Annotated in this window: 17 protein-coding genes; 10 read left to right on the top strand and 7 right to left on the bottom strand. The window is 66.7% G+C overall.

Annotated features, from left to right (window positions below):
• Window positions 1-128: 128 nt before the first annotated feature.
• Together H9654_RS07155 and parC are read left to right on the top strand one after the other, a co-directional pair.
• A complete protein-coding gene (locus H9654_RS07155; protein WP_191770110.1) occupies window positions 129-1034 on the top strand; it encodes an AraC family transcriptional regulator in 906 nt (301 codons plus the stop codon).
• 58 nt (window positions 1035-1092) lie between these two features.
• The gene (gene parC / locus H9654_RS07160; protein WP_191770111.1) at window positions 1093-3336 is read left to right on the top strand and encodes a DNA topoisomerase IV subunit A; all 2244 of its coding nucleotides are present in this window, start codon (window positions 1093-1095) and stop codon (window positions 3334-3336) included.
• A gap of 118 nt (window positions 3337-3454) precedes the next feature.
• On the opposite strand, the gene bfr is transcribed toward parC, so the two are convergent.
• Window positions 3455-3943, bottom strand: a complete 489-nt coding sequence (bfr, locus tag H9654_RS07165) for a bacterioferritin (protein ID WP_101099965.1) — start codon at window positions 3941-3943, stop codon at window positions 3455-3457.
• Window positions 3944-4094: 151 nt separating this feature from the next.
• On the opposite strand from bfr, the gene H9654_RS07170 reads away from it, so the two are divergent.
• Window positions 4095-6404, top strand: a complete 2310-nt coding sequence (locus tag H9654_RS07170; protein ID WP_191770113.1) for a penicillin acylase family protein — start codon at window positions 4095-4097, stop codon at window positions 6402-6404.
• 70 nt (window positions 6405-6474) lie between these two features.
• Here H9654_RS07170 and asnB read toward each other — a convergent pair whose 3' ends face one another.
• The gene (gene asnB / locus H9654_RS07175; RefSeq protein WP_191770115.1) at window positions 6475-8166 is read right to left on the bottom strand and encodes an asparagine synthase B; all 1692 of its coding nucleotides are present in this window, start codon (window positions 8164-8166) and stop codon (window positions 6475-6477) included.
• A 363-nt stretch (window positions 8167-8529) separates the two neighbouring features.
• Between asnB and H9654_RS07180 the strand changes: the two genes are divergently transcribed.
• A complete protein-coding gene (locus H9654_RS07180) occupies window positions 8530-9423 on the top strand; it encodes a tetratricopeptide repeat protein (protein ID WP_191770117.1) in 894 nt (297 codons plus the stop codon).
• Window positions 9424-9504: 81 nt separating this feature from the next.
• Complete coding sequence (locus H9654_RS07185) at window positions 9505-10188, top strand: pentapeptide repeat-containing protein (protein WP_191770119.1); 684 nt, start codon at window positions 9505-9507, stop codon at window positions 10186-10188.
• A 13-nt stretch (window positions 10189-10201) separates the two neighbouring features.
• Here the strand turns inward: H9654_RS07185 and dapE are convergent, their stop codons facing one another.
• Genes dapE through map form a run of 5 tightly spaced genes read right to left on the bottom strand, consistent with a single transcriptional unit; the run spans window position 10202 to window position 16170 of the window.
• Complete coding sequence (dapE, locus tag H9654_RS07190; RefSeq protein WP_191770121.1) at window positions 10202-11329, bottom strand: succinyl-diaminopimelate desuccinylase; 1128 nt, start codon at window positions 11327-11329, stop codon at window positions 10202-10204.
• On the bottom strand, window positions 11326-11688 hold the full coding sequence (locus H9654_RS07195; protein ID WP_191770123.1) for an arsenate reductase: 363 nt from the start codon (window positions 11686-11688) through the stop codon (window positions 11326-11328). The genes dapE and H9654_RS07195 overlap by 4 nt, the downstream gene beginning before the upstream one ends.
• A 5-nt stretch (window positions 11689-11693) precedes the next feature.
• The gene (gene dapD, locus H9654_RS07200) at window positions 11694-12755 is read right to left on the bottom strand and encodes a 2,3,4,5-tetrahydropyridine-2,6-dicarboxylate N-succinyltransferase (RefSeq protein WP_191770125.1); all 1062 of its coding nucleotides are present in this window, start codon (window positions 12753-12755) and stop codon (window positions 11694-11696) included.
• Window positions 12755-15391: a [protein-PII] uridylyltransferase gene (locus tag H9654_RS07205; protein WP_191770230.1), complete on the bottom strand. Its 2637-nt coding sequence runs from the start codon at window positions 15389-15391 to the stop codon at window positions 12755-12757. The genes dapD and H9654_RS07205 overlap by 1 nt, the downstream gene beginning before the upstream one ends.
• A 2-nt stretch (window positions 15392-15393) precedes the next feature.
• Window positions 15394-16170 carry a type I methionyl aminopeptidase gene (gene map / locus H9654_RS07210; RefSeq protein ID WP_042613845.1) on the bottom strand — a complete coding sequence of 259 codons (777 nt, stop codon included), beginning with the start codon at window positions 16168-16170 and terminating at the stop codon, window positions 15394-15396.
• 463 nt (window positions 16171-16633) lie between these two features.
• Between map and rpsB the strand changes: the two genes are divergently transcribed.
• The 5 genes from rpsB (at window position 16634) to frr (ending at window position 21660) form a co-directional block, all read left to right on the top strand.
• The gene (gene rpsB / locus H9654_RS07215; protein ID WP_042613841.1) at window positions 16634-17443 is read left to right on the top strand and encodes a 30S ribosomal protein S2; all 810 of its coding nucleotides are present in this window, start codon (window positions 16634-16636) and stop codon (window positions 17441-17443) included.
• A 124-nt stretch (window positions 17444-17567) separates the two neighbouring features.
• Window positions 17568-18446: a translation elongation factor Ts gene (gene tsf / locus H9654_RS07220; RefSeq protein WP_042613840.1), complete on the top strand. Its 879-nt coding sequence runs from the start codon at window positions 17568-17570 to the stop codon at window positions 18444-18446.
• 210 nt (window positions 18447-18656) lie between these two features.
• Window positions 18657-20195: a GGDEF domain-containing protein gene (locus tag H9654_RS07225; RefSeq protein WP_191770127.1), complete on the top strand. Its 1539-nt coding sequence runs from the start codon at window positions 18657-18659 to the stop codon at window positions 20193-20195.
• 85 nt (window positions 20196-20280) lie between these two features.
• The gene (gene pyrH, locus H9654_RS07230) at window positions 20281-21012 is read left to right on the top strand and encodes a UMP kinase (protein WP_042613838.1); all 732 of its coding nucleotides are present in this window, start codon (window positions 20281-20283) and stop codon (window positions 21010-21012) included.
• A 90-nt stretch (window positions 21013-21102) separates the two neighbouring features.
• Window positions 21103-21660: a ribosome recycling factor gene (frr, locus tag H9654_RS07235; protein ID WP_191770129.1), complete on the top strand. Its 558-nt coding sequence runs from the start codon at window positions 21103-21105 to the stop codon at window positions 21658-21660.
• Window position 21661: the final 1 nt, after the last annotated feature.

Here is a 21661-nt window from a genome sequence, read left to right on the forward strand (position 1 = left end):
TCCAAAAAATATATTTCTCAATGGAAATATTTCGATCTGGCTGGGAATGCTGTGTTGCAGCAGTGACGTGATCGGCAGGTCGCCACGTTAATGGCGTACGCAGTTGGCCTGGTAGTACAATCCAGCCAATGAATGACAGTTTCCAGCCAACTTCACCGGCCCTCGTCCGCCAAGGCCCCGATATCGAGGCGGGCCGGCAGGTCCTGCGCGAGAGTGCGCTGGAGTGGTTTGAACGCGAGGATGGGCTGCCGGTGGTGGGCTTCCGCATCGACAGCCCGACCGGCCTGGCCAACGAGGTGGACTGGCACACCCATGGCCGTGCCCAGCTGATCTGCGTGGAAAGTGGCCTGCTGACCACCCGCACCCGCCACGGGACGTGGTCACTGGCGCCCGGGTCCGCCGGCTGGATGCCTGCTGCCGAACCGCACACGGTGGCCATCGATGGGCCGCTGCGGGGCTGGGGCATGGTGCTGGCGCCGACGCTGTGCCGCGATCTGCCGGCTGATCCCTGCGTGATCGGCATTTCCCCGTTGCTGCAGGCGGTGGCGCTGCGGGTCTGCGACTGGCCGGTCGCCGATACAGCCAGCGCACCCCAGCAGCACCTTATCCAGGTGCTGCTGGACGAGATCCGCGCCGCCCCGCGCCAGCGCATGCACCTGCCGATGCCGCGCGACCGGCGCCTGCTGAAGATCGCCTCGCAGCTGCTGGCCGAACCGGCCGATGACCGCAGCCTGGCGCAGTGGGCGGCCTGGGCGGGCCTGTCGACCCGTTCGCTGACCCGCCATTTCCGCGAAGAGACCACGTTGAGCTTTGCCCACTGGCGCCAGCAGGCGCGGCTGGCCGAGGCGCTGCGCCAGCTCAGCGAGGGCCGCGCGGTGGCCGATATCGCCCACGCACTGGGCTTCAGCAGCTCCAGCGCCTTCGTCACCGTGTTCCGCCGCCACTTCGGGGTACCGCCCGGACGCTATCTGGCTCGTGCCGCGCACGGACTGGATCCACCACGTGGCTTGGCTTCTCCGGCCGCATCCGGATAATCAACGCATTGCGAGGGCGACGGCCGTCGCCGCCTCCGAACACAGGTAACAACCCCGCATGACCGATCTTGCCCGCCCCGTCTTCCACGGCTTCGAACAACTGCCGCTGCGCGAGTATGCCGAGCGCGCCTACCTCGATTACTCGATGTACGTCGTGCTGGACCGTGCGCTGCCTTTCCTCGGCGACGGCCTCAAGCCGGTGCAGCGCCGCATCATCTATGCGATGAGCGAGCTGGGGCTGAACGCTGCCTCCAAGCCGAAGAAGTCCGCCCGCACCGTCGGCGACGTCATCGGTAAGTACCACCCGCATGGTGACAGCGCCTGCTACGAGGCACTGGTGCTGATGGCGCAGCCGTTTTCATACCGCTATCCGCTGATCGAAGGCCAGGGCAACTTCGGTTCCAGCGACGACCCGAAATCCTTCGCGGCGATGCGCTACACCGAATCCAAGCTGACCCCGATCGCCGAAGTGCTGCTGGGCGAGCTGGGCCACGGCACGACCGACTGGACGCCGAACTTCGACGGCACGATGCAGGAGCCGACCTGGATGCCGGCGCGGCTGCCGCACCTGCTGCTCAACGGCACCACCGGCATCGCCGTGGGCATGGCCACCGACGTGCCGCCGCACAACCTCAACGAGATCGTCAGCGCCCTGCTGCACCTGCTGGAAGATCCCGATGCCAGCGTGCGCGACCTGTGCGAACACGTGAAGGGCCCGGACTATCCATCCAACGCGGAGATCATCACCCCGGCCGCCGATCTGCTGCACATGTACGAGACCGGCCATGGCAGCGTCCGCGCGCGTGCGACGTTCTTCAAGGAAAACGGCAACGTGGTGGTCAACGCCCTGCCCTTCCAGGTATCACCGTCCAAGGTGATCGAGCAGATCGCCGCGCAGATGCGCGCCAAGAAGCTGCCGTGGATCGAGGACGTGCGCGATGAATCCGACCATGCCAACCCGGTACGGGTGGTGCTGGTGCCGCGCTCCAACCGGGTCGACGCCGACCAGCTGATGGGCCACCTGTTCGCCACCACGGACATGGAACGCAGCTACCGGGTCAACCTCAACGTGATCGGCCTGGATGGCCGCCCGCAGGTCAAGAACCTCAAGACCCTGCTGAGCGAATGGCTGGCCTTCCGCAGCAGCACCGTGACCCGCCGCCTGCAGCATCGCCTGCAGAAGGTGGAGCGTCGCCTGCACCTGTTGGAAGGCCTGCTGGTCGCCTTCCTCAACCTGGACGAGGTGATCCACATCATCCGTACCGAAGACGAGCCGAAGGCCGCGTTGATCGCGCGCTTCGGCCTGTCCGACGACCAGGCCGAGTACATCCTGGAAACCAAGCTGAAGCAGTTGGCCCGCCTGGAAGAAATGAAGATCCGCGGCGAACAGGACGAGCTCGCCAAGGAACGCGACAAGATCCTCGGCATCCTGGACAGCAAGGCCAAGCTGAAGAAGCTGATCAAGGACGAACTGACCGCCGATGCGAAAAAGTTCGGCGACGCGCGTCGTTCGCCGCTGGTGCAGCGCACTGCCGCCCAGGCCATCGACGAAACCGAGCTGGTGCCCAGCGAGCCGATGACCGTGGTGCTGTCGGAGAAGGGCTGGATCCGCGCGGCCAAGGGCCACGACGTGGATGCGTCGTCGCTGAATTACCGCGATGGCGACAGCATGCTGGCTTCGGTGCGCGCGCGCAGCACCCAGCAGGTCGCCTTCCTGGACAGCGAGGGCCGCGCGTATTCCACGCCGGTGCACACGCTGCCGTCGGCACGCGGCAACGGTGAACCGCTTACCGGCCGCTTCTCGCCGGCCCCGGGCACCAGCTTCGTCACCCTGGCCAGTGCCGAGCCGAACGGCCGCTTCGTGCTGGCCTCCACCCATGGCTACGGCTTCGTGACCCGCTTCGAGAACCTCATCGGCCGCAACAAGGCCGGCAAGGCGATGCTCAACCTGGCATCGGGCTCGTCGGTGCTGCAGCCGGCGCTGGTGGCCAACGTGGATACCGACCGCATCGTGGCGGTGACCAGTTCGGGCAACCTGCTGGCGATCGCCGCCAGTGACCTGCCGGAACTGGACAAGGGCAAGGGCAACAAGATCATCGAGATCCCGAAAGCCAAGCTGGCCACCGAGCGGGTGGTGGCGGTAGTGGCGATCAGCCCCGGCCAGACCCTGCAGGTCCGCAGTGGCCAACGCACCATGGGCCTGAAGTTCGGCGAGCTGGACACCTACCTTGGTTCGCGCGCCACGCGTGGCCACCTGCTGCCGCGTGGCTGGCAGAAGGTGGAAGGACTGTCGGTGGAATGAGGGAGGTAGCGTCGGGCCCTGCCCGGCGCCACGCACGGCCTGGAATCGAACAAAAAAAAGCCGGGGACATCCCCGGCTTTTTCGTTGCTGGCTGGCGCGAGGCTGGCTGGCTGCGAGGTCAGTGCGCGGCAGCGCCCTTCCCGTCGATCTTGCTCAGCTGGTACAGCTCCAGGCCGATGCGCTGGATCAAACCGAGCTGCTGCTCAAGCCACCAGGCGTGGTCTTCTTCGGTGTCCTTCAACTGCACCAGCAACATGTCACGACTGACATAGTCGCCGTTGGCTTCGCACAGCTTCATGCCGGCGGCCAGGTTGTTGCGCACCGCATATTCGGTGTCCAGGTCCTTGCGCAGCATCTCTTCCACGGTCTTGCCGGGTTCGAAGGCATGCGCGCGCATGTCCGGGTCGCCGCCCAGGAACAGGATCCGGCGCAGCAGCGCATCGGCGTGCTGGGTCTCTTCTTCCATTTCGTGGTTCAGGCGTTCATACAGCGCGAACAGGCCCTGGTCCTCGTAACGGCGGGAATGGATGAAGTACTGGTCGCGGGCAGCAAGCTCGCCGCGCAGCAGTTCTTTCAGGCAGGCGATGACGTCCGGATTGCCTTTCATGGGGGATGCTCCTTTGACTCGATGGCGCCATGGTGCCCTATCCGGAAATCCCGTGATCTAATCGGAATCAATCGCAGTCGCGTCACGTCTGCGATCTGCCATACCGGCTGTCTACACTCGTTCCCACTCTTTCCCTGCAAGGAAGCGCCCCATGCGTCGATGGTTGTTGCGGCTGTTCTGGCTGCTGCTGATACTGGCCTTGGGACTCGGCCTGATGGCCTGGTGGTTGCTGCGCGGCAGCCTTGCGCCGCTGGACGGCGAGCAGGTCCTCGGTGGCCTGCAGGCCCCGGTGACCGTCAGCCGCGACGGCCTGGGCGTGGTCACCATCGAAGGCGCCAGCCAACGCGATGTGATGCGCGCCCTGGGCCAGGTGCACGCACAGGAACGCGGTTTCGAGATGGACCTGATGCGCCGCAGCGCCGCCGGCGAGTTGTCCGCGCTGTTTGGCCCGGCCGCGCTGGAGGTGGACAAACGCATGCGCGTGCATCGCCTGCGCCACCGCGCATCGAAAGAACCGGTGAGTGCCGAACTGCAGGCTTACGTGGAAGGGGTGAACGCAGGAATCGCCAGCCTGCACGTGCGGCCCTGGCCCTACCTGCTGCTGCGCCAGCGGCCCGCGCCGTGGCAGGCCAGCGACAGCCTGCTTACCGGCTATGCGATGTATGCCGACCTGCAGGATCCGGCCAACCAGAGCGAGCTGGCGTACAGCCGCCTGCGTGCCGTAGTGCCACCGGCGCTGTACGCACTGCTGAGCCACGATGGCAGCAGTTGGGACGCGCCGTTGATGGGCGGACCGCGCGGCGATGCCGTGTTGCCCGGCGCCGATGTGCTGGACCTGCGTGGCCAGCCTGCCGCGCCTGCCGCTGCCGTGGCGGATACGGATGTCAAAGGCAGCAACAACTTCGCCGTCGGCGCGGCGCTGACCACCGATGGCCGCGCGATCCTCGCCGACGACATGCACCTGGGCCTGCGCGCACCGAATATCTGGTTCCGCGTGCGCCTGCGCTACCCTGATCCGCAGGCGCCCGGTGGGCAGGTCGACGTGAGTGGATTTTCGCTGCCTGGCCTGCCGGCGATCATCGTCGGCAGCAACGGACACGTGGCGTGGGGCTTCACCAACAGCTACATCGATACCGCGGATTTCCAGCCGGTGCCGGCCGGCACGAAACTGTCCGAGTACCACGAAAAGATCGAGGTGGCCGGTGCTGCGCCGGTGGATTTCACCGTGCGCGAGAGCGCATGGGGGCCGTTGCTGCACCAGCGTGCCGATGGCAGCGGCGATGCGCTGCGCTGGGTTGCCCACCAACCCGGCGCGGTGAGCCTGGCGCTGACCGAGCTTGCACGCGTCGCCGATCTTGACCAGGCATTGCAGGTCGCCGACCGCACCCGCATCCCGGCGCAGAACCTGCTGCTGGCCGACAGCAACGGACGCATTGCCTGGCGTGTGCTGGGTGCGCGCCCGGACCGTGCTGCCGGCTGCGCGCCCACCGGCATGCGCACCACCACGGCCGATGGCTGCCCGGCATGGGGCATCCGCAGTGATGCGGCGCCCTCGCTGGTCGACCCGCCAAGCCACCGCCTGTGGACCGCCAACGGACGTGTGATGGACGGCGAAGCACTGGCTCTCGCCGGTGACGGCGGCTACGACCTCGGCGCGCGCGGCGCACAGATCCGCGATGCACTGCAGGCCAGCGGACGTTTCAGCGAAGCGGACCTGCTGGCGATCCAGCTGGATGACCGCGCGGTATTCCTGCAGCGCTGGTGGCACCTGCTGCGCCGGGTGGTGGAGGGCTCGAATGACCCGCAACTGCAGCGGCTGGAGGCCATCACGCGCAGCTGGGAGGGCCATGCGTCGGTGGATTCGGTGAGCTATCGGGTAGTGCGTGGTTTCCGAGGCATGCTGCTGGACGAAGTATCCGGTGCGATGCTGGCACCGGCGAAACAAGCGCTGGGCGAGGACTGGCTGGAACCGCGGCTGGCGCAGTTCGAAGGTGTGCTGTGGCCGCTGGTCGACCAGCGCCCGGCGCATCTACTGCCGCCTGGCCACGCAAGCTGGGACGCGCTGCTGGCCGACACCGCCAAGCGCCTGGAAGCGGACCTGACCGCGCAGGGGCCGCTGGCCGACCGCACCTGGGGTGAGCGCAATACCGCTGCGATCTGCCACCCGATCAGTCGTGCCCTGCCCGCCTTCGCAGAACGCTGGCTGTGCATGCCGGCCGAGCCGCTGCCCGGCGACAACAACATGCCGCGCGTGCAGGGGCCAGGCTTCGGCGCTTCGCAGCGCATGGTGGTATCCCCTGGCCACGAAGACCAGGGCATCATCCACATGCCGGGCGGCCAGAGCGGCCATCCGTTGTCACCGTTCTGGGCGGCCGGCCACGAGGACTACGTGCACGGACGTCCGACCCCGTTCCTGCCCGGTCCCAGCCGCCACACGCTTACCCTGCGGCCTGCCCGCTGACCTGTGTCCCGGTATCCATCCGCGGCCTTCGACAAGGAGTCGCCGAACACGGCTCGGCGATACCCACATGTCAGGCCAACGCCGCTTCGTGCACGCCGGCGATCGCCCGACCGGACGGGTCCGCGGCGGCGGCGAAACTGGCATCCCACGCGATCGCCGCCGGTGACGAACAGGCGATCGACTTGCCACCCGGCACCGTTTCCGCCGCCGCATGGCTGGGGAAGTACTGCTCGAAAACGTGCCGGTAGTAATACGCCTCTTTGGTCTGCGGCGGGTTGTGCGGGAAGCGCTTGTCGGCGGCAGCCAGCACACGGTCGCTGACCTGCGCTTCGGCGTGTGCCTTCAGGCCGTCGATCCACCCGTAGCCCACGCCATCGCTGAACTGTTCCTTCTGCCGCCACAGGATGCTCTCCGGCAGATAGCCTTCGAACGCCGCACGCAGCACACCCTTCTCCACCCGGCGCCCACCGGAGGCTTCACTGCCGACCATCTTGTGCGCGGCATCGAAACGCATCGCCACGTCCAGGAACTCGCGGTCCAGGAACGGCACGCGCGGCTCCACGCCCCACGCCATCATCGACTTGTTGGCGCGCAGGCAGTCGTAGTTGTGCAGGGCGTCCAGCTTGCGCACCAGCTCGCTGTGGAACTCCCGTGCATCCGGCGCCTTGTGGAAGTACAGGTAGCCCCCGAAGATCTCGTCGCTGCCCTCGCCGGACAGCACCATCTTCACGCCCATCGCCTTGATCCGCCGTGCCAGCAGGAACATCGGGGTGGAGGCGCGGATGGTGGTGACGTCGTAGGTTTCGATGTGGCGGATCACCTCCGGCAGCACGTCCAGGCCTTCCTCGAAGGTGTATTCGAACCCGTGGTGCACCGTACCCAGCGCCTCGGCGGCAATGGCGGCGGCGGCAAGATCGGGCGAGCCCTTGAGCCCGATGGCGAAGGAATGCAGGCGCGGCCACCACGCTTCACTCTCACCACCGTCTTCAATGCGTCGGCGCGCATAGCGTGCGGCCACCGCAGCCACCAGCGAAGAATCCAGGCCACCGGAGAGCAGCACGCCGTAAGGCACGTCGCTCATCAGCTGGCGCTCCACCGCGCGCTCGAACGCTTCACGCAGTTCGGCCAGGTCCACCGGCTTGCCCTGCACGGCGTCGTACTCGCGCCAGGACTGCTGGTAGTAACGCACCAGCTCGCCGGTTGCGCTGTCGTAGTAATGACCCGGCGGGAACTGCGCGGCATCGGCGCAGCTATCCACCAGCGCCTTCAATTCGGACGCTACGCGCAGGCGCCCCTGTGCATCGTGGCCCCAGTACAGCGGCACCACCCCGATCGGGTCACGCGCCACCAGCACCCGCGCAGCCGCCTTGTCCCACAACGCAAAGGCGAAGATGCCGTTGAGTTGTTCCAGCCACTGCGACGGTTCACCCTGGCGGTACAGCGCGTTGATCACTTCGCAGTCCGAGCCGGTCTGGAACGCATACGGCTGGCTCAGTCCGGCCTTCAGCTGCTGGTGGTTGTAGATCTCGCCGTTGACCGCCAGCGCCAGGCCACCGTCTTCGGACAGCAGCGGCTGCGAGCCGCCAGCGGGATCGACGATGGCCAACCGCTCGTGCACCAGCAGTGCGCCGTCGTCCAGGTAGACACCGCTCCAGTCCGGCCCGCGGTGGCGCTGGCGCTGCGATGATTCCAATGCGTGCCGGCGCAGCGCGGGGAGGTCGTCACCGGCCTGCAGGCCGAATATTCCGAAGATCGAACACATGGGGGAAGCTCCTGTTTGGTGTCTATACGCGGTAGGGGTGTTCGACCGGCCAGCCTGGCCCGGGAGGTTTCCCGGGCACAAAAAAAACCCGCATCGGCCGATGCGGGTTTTCTGGTGTCCGGGTGTGTAGTGTCTTATCTACCCAGGGCGCAGTCCCGCATCGGCCGCGCACGATTATTCGCGCGCAGGTTATTGCGGTTGGTATTGCGGACGGCGGTGGCGGGGAGCAAGGACATGGATCGACCGTAACCGGGTTCCGGCGGCGGCGCAACTGTTGCGATGGCAACCGTTCCTGCGCCGACGTTCAGCCGCCACGCGGTAGACGTCCCGGATAATCTCCCGCCCCCCTTGAGGACTTCACGGATGATTCCCTTCCCCCGCCGCGCACTGTTGCATGCGCTGGCACTGCTTGCCCTGGCCGGCTGTGCCAGCACGCCCACCCGCCCGCCCAGCGACACCGAGCGCGACGCCCTCGCCGCGGCCGCCGATGGTCGTTTCGACTCGGCGTTGCGCGTGGCCCGGATGTACCAAGCCTGGAATGATCCGCGCGCGCTGGACTGGTATGCGCGCGCGGCCGCGACGACCCCGCGCACGCACCACAGCACCAGTGCCGAGGAAACGCTCGGCACACTGTACGCACGCGGCCGCCTGGACAGCGGCGAGGGCCCACAGAAGCCCGCCGACGTGGTCATGAAGGCGTCACCGCGCAAGGCGTTCGGCTGGTTCCAGAGTGCGGCCTACCACGGCTCGCCCTATGCGATGCACGACCTGGAGCGCTGGTACGAAGGTCGCGGCGACATGACCGGCGCGCTGCGCTGGCGGCTGCGTTCGGCGGTGTACCTGCGCGAGCTGTACAAGCTGAAGCCGCTGCGCGAGGCAACCCGTGGCTCGGCACCGCATGGCCAGCCGATCGATACAGGCCCGGCGCCGAACCCGGTCATCGCCGGTATCCAGCGCCGCGCCGCGCGTGGCGATGCCGAGGCCCAGGTCGACCTCGGTGCACTGCATGAAGCCGGCATCGGCGTGGTGCAGGACAAGGCCGAAGCATTGCGCTGGTATGAACGTGCCGGCAGGCAGGGCAACGTGTATGGCCAGTACCTGGCCGGGCTGGCCGTGGGCCGTGGCGGCGACGGACTGGCCAAGGACGTGGATGCGGCGGCGGCATGGTTCGCCCTGGCCGAAGCACAGGGCTTCTACATGGCGGCCGAATCGTATTGGCGCGAGGCGATCGCACCGCCCTTCTGGACGTTCGAGTAACGCCGTTCCGCTGGCTTCGTACACACTCCAACGCAATGCTCAAGTCTATTGTGAGCGGTGCACATCGCCCAGAATGGCAGCATGACGACTGCCATTTTCCGCGCTGAAACCCTCACCCGCGAACGCATGCAGGCGATCATCGCCGCGCACCCCCGCGCGGCGATATTCGAAGGCTGCAGCTTCGATCATGGCGACTTTTCGCGGCTGGACATGGACGGCTTCCAGTTCAACCAGTGTTCGCTGGCGGGTGCGAACTGGTTGGCGGCTTCGCTGGAGGAAAGCCAGTGGAACAAGTGCCGCGGCGCGGCCTGCGACTTCAGTTCGGCCCTGCTCAGCGACGCGCGCTTTTCGCACTGCGATCTCAACAACAGCCACTGGCGGCGCGCTACGTTGTCTTCGGTGCAGTTCCTGGATTGCAAGCTGACCGGCGCGCACCTGCAGGAGGCAGGCGGATGGGCACTGGAGTTCCGCGACTGCCTGATGGTCAGTGCCGACCTGCGCGGCCTGTCGTTCCGCAAGGCCCAGTTGCAGGGCATGGATTTCTCCGATGCGGATCTTTCCGGCTGCGACTTCCGCGAGGCGGTGTTCAATGGCGGCAGCCTGCGCCACGCGCAGACCCGGCTGACCCGCTTCGAAGGCGCGGACCTGCGCGGGACCGACATCACCGGGCTCAACGTGATGGAGGCCAAGCTGTTCCGGAAAGCGGTGATTTCGCAGCGCCAGGCCGCCGCAGCGCTGGCCGCGTTCGGCCTGGTGGTGGCCTAGCCGCGATCCGCCTTCACCCCAGCAGGCGTTCGATCAATCGCTGGTACAGCGCCGGCAGCCGCTCAAGCTCGTCCACGCGCACGTTCTCGTCCACTTGGTGGATGCTCGCATTGACCGGACCTACTTCGATGCATTGCGCGCCCAACGGCGCAATGAAACGCGCGTCCGACGTCCCGCCGCCGGTGCTTTCTTCCGGCGGTGCACCGGCGAATTCGCCGAGCACCTCGCGTGCCACGCGCCGCAGCGTGCCTTCCGGGGTATGGAACGGCTCGCCGCTGCGATGCCACTTCACGGTGTACTCCAGCCCGTGCCGGTCCAGCAGCGCAGCGATCTCCGTTTCCAGCTTGTCTGCGTTCCAATGCGGGTTGTAGCGCAGGTTGAAATCGACCTGCAGCTGACCGGGAATCACGTTGTTGGCACCGGTCCCGGCATGCACGTTGGACACCTGCAGGCTGGTCGGCGGAAAGCTCTCAAAGCCCTCGTCCCACTGTCGGGCGGCCAGTTCGGCCAGCGCAGGCGCGGCCTGGTGGATCGGGTTGCGCGCTTTGTCCGGATACGCGACATGGCCCTGCACGCCCTGCACCAGCAGGCGCGCGGACAGGCTGCCGCGGCGACCTACCCGCAACAGATCACCCAGCCTGGCAGTCGACGACGGCTCACCGGTGATGCACCAGTCGATACGCTCGCCACGCTCGGCGAACAGCCGCGCGACATGGCGCACGCCATCGATCGCATCGCCTTCTTCGTCGCTGGTAAGCAGTACCGCCAGCGTTCCCGGATGGTCAGGGTGCGCGGCAACGAACTGTTCGGCTGCGACCACGAAGGCGGCCACGCTGCCCTTCATGTCGGCCGCCCCGCGCCCGTACAGCACGCCATCGCGCACGGTCGGCACGAACGGATCACTGGTCCAGTCCGCCACCGGCCCGGTCGGCACCACATCGGTGTGGCCGAGCAGTACCAGCACCGGCCCATCGCTGCCATGGGTGGCCCACAGATTGTCGACCTCGCCCAGCCGCAGGTGCTCGCACTGGAAGCCGGCGGCCTGCAGCCGCGTGGCCAGCAGCTGCTGGCAGCCCGCATCATCGGGGGTGACCGACGGCCGTGCGATCAGCTCGCAGGCCAGGTCGAGCACCGCACTCACGCGCCCACTCCGAAGCGCTGCTTGAAGCCGTTGTCCGAGAAGCCCTGGCTGACCTTGCCATCGGCGGTCACCACCACCGGCCGCTTGATCAACTGCGGGTATTCGCGCAGCAGCAGCTTCCACTCGGCATCCGAATCGGCCGCCTTGCGGTTGTCCGGCAGTTGCCGCCACGTGGTGGAGGATTTATTGACCAGCGCGGGGAAGCCACCGGCCTGGCTGGCCCAGTCGATCAGCGTCTCGGGCGAGGGCTTGTCCTGGCGATAATCAACGAAGGTGTACGGCACCTGGAAACGGTCCAGCCACCTGGTGGCCTTCCTGCAGGTATCGCAGTTCTTCAACCCGTGCACGGTGGTGGTCATGGCGGTCAGTCAGCCAGGCCGCGCAGCAGGTCGTTGACGCTGGTCTTGCTGCGGGTACGCGCGTCCACCTGCTTGACGATCACCGCGCAGTACAGCGAATGGGTGCCGTCGGCCGAAGGCAGCGAGCCGGACACCACCACGCTGTACGGCGGGATGTAGCCGTAGCTGATTTCGCCGGTGGCGCGGTTGTAGATGCGGGTGCTCTGGCTGAGGAACACGCCCATGCCGATCACGCTGTGATGGCCAACGACAACGCCCTCCACCACTTCCGAACGCGCACCGATGAAGCAATGGTCTTCGATGATGGTCGGGCTGGCCTGCAGCGGTTCCAGCACGCCACCGATGCCGGCACCACCGGACAGGTGGCAGTGCTGGCCGATCTGCGCGCAGGAACCGACGGTGGCCCAGGTGTCGACCATGGTGCCTTCGCCGACGTACGCACCGATGTTGGTGAAGCTCGGCATCAACACCACGTCCTTGCCGAAGTACGTGCCGCGGCGCGCGATCGCACCTGGCACCACGCGTACGCCAGCGCGGCGGAATTTCGCTTCGTCATGGCCGGCGAAGCGCGATTCGACCTTGTCCCAGAACGGTGCCGGGCGCGCATCGACCACCGCCATGTCGTTGACGCGGAAGTACAGCAGCACCGCCTTCTTCAACCATTCGTTGACCTTCCAGCCGCCGTGCCCGTCCGGCTCGGCGACGCGGAACTCGCCGCTTTCCAGGCCATCGATGACCCGGCCGACCAGCGGCTTGGTGGAGCCCTCCAGCTCATGCAGGGTCAAGGTGGCACGGCGCTCGAAGGCGCTCTCGATGCCGAACTTCAATTCTTCCACGCCCACCGCCGGTGGCTTGCGCAGCGACTTGCGGGCGATGTTCTCCGCGCGGGCCTTCTCCGCCGGCACCTTCTTCGCGACGGCCTTGCTGGCAGCCGGCTTCCTGGAAGCGGCCGGCTTGGCAGCGGCCTTTTTCACGGCCGGCTTGACTGCCACGGCCTTGCCGGCGGCGCTCTTTTTGGTTGCCACGGTCTTGGCAGCGGCGGTTCTCTTGGTCGGCTTGGTGGCCATCAGCGGGTATCTCCGGCGTTTCGGTCTGGGTCCAGGCAGCACAGCATGGCGTCCTGCAGCTGTTGCCTGGCGGTTTCATCCAGGGGGAGGTCGTGTTCGTCAGTGATCACGAAAGTATCTTCGGCGCGCTCGCCGAACGTGGCGATGCGTGCATCGTGCACGCGCAGCCGCTGGTTGCGCAGCACGTGCGCCACGTCGGCCAGCAGGCCGGGGCGGTCGGGTGCGACCAGGCTGAAGCGAGTGCCGGCGGCATCGCCCGCTTCATCGCGGAACTCGATGCGCGGGGCGAAGCGGAAGTGCCGCAGCTGGCGCGGGATCGCGCGTCGCGAAGGACGCAGCCGCGACAGGTCGCCGGACAGCGCTTCGCGCAGGGCGGCCTCAAGCCGCAGCGGGTCGCCATCGGCGAAGCTGTCGGCCGGGTTCACTTCGAAGGTATCGAAGATGGTGTCGGAGGGTCCATCCAGCACGCGCGCCCGGTGGATGCCGTAGCCCTTGCGGTCCAGCGTCATCACGATCGCGGCGAACAGGCCATCGCGGTCGGGCGAATGCACGAACACTTCCAGCGCCGGGTCATCCGGGCTGATCGGGCGTACCTTCACCAGCGTGTGGCCCTGGCGTACCGGCACCAGTGCACCCGCCTGCCACGCCAGCTGCTCCGGGCGCAGGCGGATGAAGCCTTCATCGGGCATCACCGCGAACTGGCGGTTGATCGTGGCATCGTCATAGCCCTGCTCGCGCACCAGCTGGCGCACGTATTCGCGCGCCTCGATCACCCGCTCAGCGGCCGGCAGCGGCGGCTCCAGGCCCTCACGCAGTGCGCGACGGGTAGCGAAATACAGGTCGGCCAGCAGACGGTCTTTCCATGCATTCCACAACTTCGGACTGGTGCCGGCGATGTCGGCGCAGGTCAGCAGGTACAGGTAATCCAGCCGCTCGCGGCTGGCAACCAGCGTGGCGAAGCGATGGATCACGGCCGGATCGGAAATGTCCTGCTTCTGCGCGGTCACCGACATGCGCAGGTGCTGTTCCACCAGCCAGGCCACCAGGTCGGTGTCGGCGGTACTCATTTCCAGGGTCTGGCAGAAGGCGCGCGCGTCGACCGCGCCGAGCTCGGAATGGTCGCCGCCGCGGCCCTTGGCGATGTCATGGAACAGCCCGGCAAGCAGCAGCAGTTCGGGCTTGCGCAGGCGCGGCCACACCTCATGGGCGATGGAGAAGCGTTCGGCGGCCCGGCTGCTGGAAAACTCGCCCATGTTCCGCAGCACCATCAGGGTGTGCTGGTCCACGGTATAGACATGGAACAGATCGAACTGCATGCGCCCGCTGACCTGGGCGAAGGCCGGGACCCACTGGCCGAGCACGCCCAGCCGCGCCATGCGCGACAGCGTGTCGACCGGCCGCGGCTGGCGCAGCAGCGACAGGAACTGCTGACGCGTGTGTGGGGAGGCCTGCTCGTATCCGGGCAGCTGCGGCAATGCTTCGGCCAGCGCGCGCGCGGTGAGCGAATGCAGCCCGCGGACCTGCGGATTGTTGGCCCAGCTGGAAAACAGGGCGAAGACCTCGCCGATCTCCCCGCGCGGCCAGTCCGCATCATTGGCTGCCAGATACCCCCGGCGCAGCGAGAAGCCGACCGTCAAGGGCTCCGGCACCGCCTCGCCATCGAACTGTTCCTCGAAGCGCTGCAGCAGCCGGTCGCTGATCCGCCGCACCACCGATGCGGCGCGGTAGAAGCCCTGCATCATTTTCTCGACGCCCAGGCTTTCCGCGTCGTCTTCAAACCCCAGCCGCGCGGCCAGGGTCTTCTGGTAATCAAAGCGCAATCGTTCTTCAGGGCGTCCGGCGACCAGGTGCAGTCCATAGCGCAGCCCGGCCAGCACCGCGCGCTCGCGCTGCAGTGCCACCGCTTCATCGGCGCCCAGGTGGCCCAGCCCGACCAGCGCTTCCAGTTCGCGCACGCCGAAGGCACGCAACGCCATCCAGCCCAGCGTATTGAGATCGCGCAGCCCCCCGGGGCCATCCTTCAGATCCGGCTCCAGGTTGTCAGCGGTATCGCCGAAGCGGGCATGCCGCGTGCGCAGTTCCTCCAGCTTGGCCAGGAAGAAGGCACGCGGTGGCCACAGCGATCCAGCATCGGTGGCCTGGCGCAGGGCACCCCGCGCGCCGTCTGCGGTGACCAGCGGACGTGCTTCGATCAGCGCGGTGAGTACGGTCTGGTCGGCAGCGGCGTCACGGCATTGCTGCAGCGAGCGCACCGCATGGCTGACCGGCAGGCCGCAATCCCACAGCAGCGCGAACAGCCGCGACAGCCCCGCTTCGGCGGCGTGCTGGGCCGAGGTTTCGCCCAGCACCAGCACGTCGATGTCCGAGTGCGGGAACAGTTCGCCGCGACCGTAGCCGCCTACGGCAAACAGCGAAAGGCCTTGCCCGGCCGGCATGCAGCGCTGCCAGGCGAGCCGGATCAGATGATCGGCGGCGCGTGCACGCAGTGCCAGCAGGCGCTCGATCCGATCGCCCTGGTCGAAGCGGCGGTGCAGGCGCGCGTCGGCCTGCTGCAGCGCCTGGCGCGCCGCGGCAGCCCATTCGGCATCGGGCACCGACGAAGCCGGCGTGTCCAGCAACGAACCCGCCGGCAGCATCGTCAAGCGACCTGCGATTCGCCCGGCGAGAGGGTCAGCACGTCCACGCCGGTCTCGGTGACCGCGATCATGTGCTCCCACTGCGCCGACAACTTGCGATCCTTGGTGACCACGGTCCAGCCGTCCGGCAGCACCTTGTTGTAGCGGGTGCCCTCGTTGATCATCGGTTCGATGGTGAAGGTCATGCCCGGCTGCAGCACCAGGCCCTGTCCCGGGCGGCCGTAATGCACCACCTGCGGTTCATCGTGGTAGACCTTGCCGATGCCATGGCCGCAGTACTCGCGCACCACGCTGAAGCGCTCGCTTTCGGCGTAGCTCTGGATGGCATGGCCGATATCGCCCAAGGTGGCGCCCGGCTTGACCGCACGGATGCCGCGCCACATCGCTTCATAGGTCGCATCGACCAGGCGCTTGGCCATCACCGAGGGCGTGCCCACGTAATACATGCGGCTGGTGTCGCCGTGCCAGCCGTCCTTGATCACGGTGACGTCGATGTTGACGATGTCGCCGTCCTTGAGCACCTTGGCCTCGCTGGGGATGCCATGGCAGATCACGTTGTTGACCGACGTGCATACGCTCTTGGGAAAGCCGCGGTAGCCGACGTTGGCAGGGATCGTCTTCTGCACGTTGACGATGTGGTCATGGCAGATGCGGTCCAGCTCTTCGGTGGTGACACCGGGCTTGACGAAGGGCGTGACGATGTCCAGCACTTCGCTGGCCAGTCGCCCGGCCTCGCGCATCAACTCGATTTCCTGGGGGGTTTTCAGATTTACGCTCATGCCTGCCATTATCGCCGATCCGGGCCCGATGCTGAACGGGTTGGTGACACAGCGACGTGCGGGGCTGACCGAGGGCACGGGAACATAAAGGAAGCTGAATACGGGCCGGCAGGCACTCTCGCCTGGGACCCAAAGCCCTGCCGGGTGGCCGCTCCAGCCCCGTCGCGCCGTCGCCGTTGTCGCTCACCTGGAGCGGATTGCAGCGTGCGCCCTGCTGGCCTATAATCGGCGGATTGCCTGCCGCATCCCTGCGCGGGACATCGTCCACACCGGACGTCACCGGTGAATCCACACCCATCGTCCCGATCCGTGCCGGGGTGCCCCGCAAGGGGTTCGGCCACGGAGACGATGGGGAAGCCCAACCCCGGAACCATCAATGCGCGCCCGCGCAGTCCCGCACACTTTCCGCGGGCGTCCCGCAAGGGACAACGGAGCACGCCGGTTCCCTGCCAGGAGTTTTGCAATGCCCCAGATCACCATGCGCCAGATGCTCGAAGCCGGCGTCCATTTCGGTCACCAGACCCGTTACTGGAACCCGAAGATGGCTCCGTACATCTTCGGTGCCCGTGGCAAGATTCACATCATCAACCTGGAAAAGACCGTCCCGCTGTTCAACGATGCGATGAACTTCATCTCCTCGGTGGCCCAGAAGCGCGGCACCATCCTTTTCCTGGGCACCAAGCGCAGCGCGCGTGAGTCGATCCGCGAAGAAGCCGAGCGTTGCGGCATGCCGTTCATGAACCAGCGTTGGCTGGGCGGCACCCTGACCAACTTCCGTACCGTCAAGCAGTCGGTTGCCCGCCTGAAGGAACTGGAAGCCGGCGAAAACGACGGCAGCTTCGAGAAGCTGGTCAAGCACGAAGTGCTGGGCCTGCGTCGCGAGCGCGACAAGCTGGAAGCTTCGCTGGGCGGCATCAAGGACATGAACCGCCTGCCGGACGCGATCTTCGTGATCGATATCGGCCATGAAGACATCGCCATCAAGGAAGCCAAGAAGCTCGGCATCCCGGTGATCGCCGTGGTCGACACCAACTACAACCCGGAACTGGTGGACTACGCCATCCCGGGCAACGACGACGCCATCCGTGCCGTGCAGCTGTACGCCCGCGCCGCCGCTGACTCCGTGCTGGAAGGCAAGGCCGCCGCGCCGCATGCCGCCACCGTGCGCGAAGAAGAGTTCGCCGAAGCCGCTGAAGGCGAAGAGGCCAAGCCGGCCCGTCGCGCTCCGGCCAAGAAGGCTGCGCCGAAGAAGTCCGACGACGCACAGGCCTGATCCAGGCCCCGGGTGGATGCGCTGCGTCCACCCGCCCTGCCGGCCGCTTCGGCGGCTGACAGCACCTTGTCATACGGGCCGGCCAGCATGCCGGCCCAACCCCTTTCTTTTGTGAGGTAATCCCATGGAAATCACTGCTTCCCTGGTCAAGGAACTGCGCGAGCGCACCGGCGCCGGCATGATGGAATGCAAGAAGGCGCTCGTTGAGAACAACGGCGACATCGAGGCATCCATCGAAGCGCTGCGCAAGTCCGGCCTGGCCAAGGCTGACAAGAAGTCCGACCGCGTTGCCGCCGAAGGCGTCATCGTGGCCGCCCAGGAAGCCGGCAAGGCCGTGCTGGTCGAGATCAACTCCGAAACCGACTTCGTCGCCAAGGATGAGAACTTCACCAACTTCGCCAAGTCGGTCGTCGACGTTGCGCTGTCCTCCGGCGCTGCCGACATCGATTCGCTGAAGGCCGCCAAGCTGGCTTCGGGCGACACCGTCGACGAGACCCGCGCTGCGGTCATCGCCAAGGTCGGCGAGAAGGTCGACGTGCGTCGCATCGTGCGCCTGGAAAGCAGCAACAACGTGGCCGCCTACGTCCACGGCGGTCGCATCGGCGTGCTGGTGGAACTGGCCGGCGGCGATGCCGAACTGGCCCGTGGCCTGGCCATGCACGTGGCGGCGATGAATCCCCCGCACAACAAGGCGTCCGATGTTCCGGCCGACTTCGTTGCCAAGGAGAAGGAAATCGAGCTGGCCAAGATGACCGACAAGGACAAGGCCAAGCCGGCCGACATCCTGGAAAAGATCATCAGCGGCAAGATCGCCAAGATCGTCAACGAAGTCACCCTGTACGGCCAGCCGTACGTGCTGAACACCGACCAGACCGTCGAGCAGGTGCTGAAGGCTGCCGGCGCCGACGTGGTGGGCTTCAAGCGCCTGGCTGTGGGCGAAGGCATCGAGAAGGTGGTGGAAGACTACGCCGCCGAGGTGATGAAGCAGGCCGGCCTGGCTTGATTGCCGGGTTGACCTGATTCACGAAGAAGCCGCGCTTTGCGCGGCTTTTTTGTGCGTGCGGCGCAGGGGCCCCGGGCCAGCGCCGCACTGCCTTTGCGTTATGTGGCGTTCGGACCGATACTTCTTCCGGGGGAGTTCGTTTAGTGCAAGGGCCACTATGCAGATCTGTGACGGAACCCTCATCCCGCACCCTTGAACGATCGACTCGATATGCCTCCCGAGCTGACAGCCGTCCTGGCGCTCTGCCGCAATCTCCCGTCGCCTCCCGGCATCGCGCTGCGCATCATCGAACTGGCCCAGGATCCCGAAGCGGACCTCAGCACCGCCGCCGATATCATCGCCATCGACATGGCGCTCAGCGCGCGCATGCTGCGCATCGCCAATTCCCCGCTGTATGCCAGCCGCCGCCGGATCGACAACCTGGGCCAGGCGCTGACCATGCTCGGGCTCAATGCCACCCTCAGCCTGGCCCTGGGCTTCACCATTACCCAGGGCGTGGCAGGGACGGCGGGCAGCCCCGAACAGGACCTGCGCGAACGCGCTTGGCGCCGCAGCATCCTCAGCGCGCTGGCCGCCAGCCAGCTGGGCCAGGCGCGCGGCCTGCGCCGGCTGGAAGAACTGATGCTGGCCGGCCTGCTGCAGGACATCGGTGTGCTTGCGCTGGCCCAGTCACACCCCGATACCTACCTGCCGCTGCTGCGTGACGCCGACAGCAACGCGGCCCTGCTGGACGCCGAACGCGCGCAGCTGCAGTGCACCCACGCCGAGGTCGGGGCCTACATGGCCGCGCAGTGGGACCTGCCCCGCTACCTCAGCGAAGCGATCGCGCGCAGTGAAGACGGCACCCCGTCCCAGGACACCTTCCAGGCCTGTGTCCAGCTGTCCGGCACGGTGGCCGACATCTGGCTGGACAGCGACCCCGACGCCGCACGCGAGCGCGCGCTTGAGCAGGTCCATGCCCGCCTGCAGCTGGACAGCGCGCAGTTCGACCAGGTGCTGGCGCAGATCAGCCAGGCCCTGCCGACCATCGCCAGCCTGTTCGACACCGCGCCGACCACCCCGGCGCGCGTGCAGCTGCTGATCGACCACGCACAGGAGCTGGCGACCCTGCGCAACCTGCGCCAGATGCAGGACGCCGAGCAGGCCCGCCGCCGCGCCGACGAGTTTGAAGCGCGGGCCAACCGGCTTACCGAACAGGCCCACCGCGATGCCCTGACCGGCGTGCTCAACCGCCGCCAGCTGGAAACCGTGCTGGAACAGGAATTCCTTCGCGCTACGCGGCACGGCTGGCCGCTTTCGGTGGCCTTCATCGACCTGGACGACTTCAAGAAGATCAACGATGCGCACGGCCACCTGACCGGCGATGAAGTGCTGCGCGAGTTCGCCGGCACGCTGCAGGGACAGCTGCGCACCAGCGACACGGTGGCGCGTTTTGGTGGCGAAGAGTTCGTCGCGCTGCTGCCCAACACCACCGAATCGGTCGCCCTGGATGTGATCCGCCGCGTGCTGGCGCGCATCGTGTCCACGCCGATGGCAATGCTGGAAGGCGGGCCGCTGTTCATCACCTTCTCCGCCGGCGTGGCGACCCAGGGGGGCTATGAACGCTTCGCCGACGTGCAGGACCTGCTGCGTGCCGCCGATGATGTGCTCTACCGCTCCAAGAACCTTGGCCGCAACCGGGTGATCGCGCGCTCCCCGGGCGATGGAGCGGCCCTGGCCCCACCGACCGAAGCCCCGTCCGCCGCCTGAACCAGAGCCCGCGCGCGAAATAACTACAGCAGCGCCGCGCTTGCCAGTAGAATCTGCCGGGAATTCACGCACCCTGAGGTCCCCCATGTCCAAGCTCGCCTATCGCCGCATCCTGTTGAAACTTTCCGGGGAGGCGCTGATGGGGGACGAGGACTACGGCATCGATCCCAAGATCATCAACCGCCTGGCCCGTGAAGTGGTCGAAGCCCAGCAGGCTGGCGCGGAAGTGGCACTGGTGATCGGTGGCGGCAACATCTTCCGCGGCGCCGGGCTGGCTGCAGGCGGCATGGATCGCGTCACCGGCGACCAGATGGGCATGCTGGCCACGGTGATCAATGCGCTGGCCATGCAGGACGCACTGGAAAAAGTCGGCGCCAAGGCCCGCGTGATGAGCGCCATCAAGATAAACGACGTGTGCGAGGACTACATCCGCCGCCGCGCCATCCGCCACCTGGAAAAGGGCCGCCTGGTGATCTTCGCCGCCGGCGTCGGCAGTCCGTTCTTCACCACCGATTCGGGCGCCGCCCTGCGCGCCATCGAGATCGGCGCGGACCTGCTGCTGAAGGCCACCAAGGTCGATGGCGTCTACGACAAGGATCCGAACAAGTACAGCGATGCGGTGCGCTTCGACAGCCTGACCTACGACGAAGTGATCATCCGCGGCCTGGAAGTGATGGATACCGCGGCCTTCGCCCTGGCGCGCGACAGCGACCTGCCGATGCGCGTGTTCGACATGGGCCAGCCGGGTGAGCTGCTGAAGATCCTGCACGGCGAGAACATCGGCACCCTGGTCAGCGGCCGCAATCCCGCCGCCTGAGCGCCGGATGCATGACCGGGGCCCTGCGGTCCCGGCTGGGCGCCTATTCGCCTATAATCGCCCGATTCCAGTAATACCCAGGACCGGGCGATGCTCAACGACATCAAGCAGAACGCGCAGACGCGCATGGCCAAGAGCATCGACGCTCTGCGCCACACCCTGACCACCATCCGCACCGGCCGCGCCTCGCCGGCGCTGCTGGACGGCATTTCCGTGCTGGCCTATGGCTCGCAGTCGCCGCTGGCCAACGTGGCCACCATCAGCGTTTCCGAAGGTCGTTCGCTGGTGATCTCGGTATTCGACAAGTCGCTGGTCGCAGCGGTCGAAAAGTCGATCTACGCCTCCGACCTGGGCCTGACCCCGACCGTGGTCGGCACCGTCATCCGCCTGAACCTGCCGCCGCTCACCGAAGAGCGCCGCAAGGAACTGGCCAAGACCGTGGGCAAGGAAGGCGAGGAAACCAAGGTCGCCATCCGCAACATCCGCCGTGATGCCAACCAGGAAGTAGCCAAGCTGCTCAAGGACAAGGAAATCACCGAGGACGACAAGAAGCGCGCCGAGGACGATATCCAGAAGCTGACCGACAGCAGCATCAAGGACGTGGACAAGGTCGTGGCGGAAAAAGAAAAGGAACTGATGGCGGTCTGAA

This window comes from Stenotrophomonas lacuserhaii (genome assembly GCF_014836545.1).
In the GTDB taxonomy this organism is placed as follows: Bacteria; Pseudomonadota; Gammaproteobacteria; order Xanthomonadales; family Xanthomonadaceae; genus Stenotrophomonas; species Stenotrophomonas lacuserhaii.

Bases quoted from the DNA above. Each gene is read 5' to 3' on its own strand.
- map (WP_042613845.1), bottom strand. From the start codon at position 16,170: ATGAGCGTAAATCTGAAAACCCCCCAGGAAATCGAGTTGATGCGCGAG.
- dapD (WP_191770125.1), bottom strand. From the start codon at position 12,755: ATGGCCACCAAGCCGACCAAGAGAACCGCCGCTGCCAAGACCGTGGCA.
- H9654_RS07180 (WP_191770117.1), top strand. From the start codon at position 8,530: ATGATTCCCTTCCCCCGCCGCGCACTGTTGCATGCGCTGGCACTGCTT.
- H9654_RS07155 (WP_191770110.1), top strand. From the start codon at position 129: ATGAATGACAGTTTCCAGCCAACTTCACCGGCCCTCGTCCGCCAAGGC.
- H9654_RS07195 (WP_191770123.1), bottom strand. From the start codon at position 11,688: ATGACCACCACCGTGCACGGGTTGAAGAACTGCGATACCTGCAGGAAG.
- H9654_RS07185 (WP_191770119.1), top strand. From the start codon at position 9,505: ATGACGACTGCCATTTTCCGCGCTGAAACCCTCACCCGCGAACGCATG.
- asnB (WP_191770115.1), bottom strand. From the start codon at position 8,166: ATGTGTTCGATCTTCGGAATATTCGGCCTGCAGGCCGGTGACGACCTC.
- tsf (WP_042613840.1), top strand. From the start codon at position 17,568: ATGGAAATCACTGCTTCCCTGGTCAAGGAACTGCGCGAGCGCACCGGC.
- frr (WP_191770129.1), top strand. From the start codon at position 21,103: ATGCTCAACGACATCAAGCAGAACGCGCAGACGCGCATGGCCAAGAGC.
- parC (WP_191770111.1), top strand. From the start codon at position 1,093: ATGACCGATCTTGCCCGCCCCGTCTTCCACGGCTTCGAACAACTGCCG.
- H9654_RS07205 (WP_191770230.1), bottom strand. From the start codon at position 15,391: ATGCTGCCGGCGGGTTCGTTGCTGGACACGCCGGCTTCGTCGGTGCCC.
- pyrH (WP_042613838.1), top strand. From the start codon at position 20,281: ATGTCCAAGCTCGCCTATCGCCGCATCCTGTTGAAACTTTCCGGGGAG.
- H9654_RS07225 (WP_191770127.1), top strand. From the start codon at position 18,657: ATGCCTCCCGAGCTGACAGCCGTCCTGGCGCTCTGCCGCAATCTCCCG.
- rpsB (WP_042613841.1), top strand. From the start codon at position 16,634: ATGCCCCAGATCACCATGCGCCAGATGCTCGAAGCCGGCGTCCATTTC.
- bfr (WP_101099965.1), bottom strand. From the start codon at position 3,943: ATGAAAGGCAATCCGGACGTCATCGCCTGCCTGAAAGAACTGCTGCGC.
- H9654_RS07170 (WP_191770113.1), top strand. From the start codon at position 4,095: ATGCGTCGATGGTTGTTGCGGCTGTTCTGGCTGCTGCTGATACTGGCC.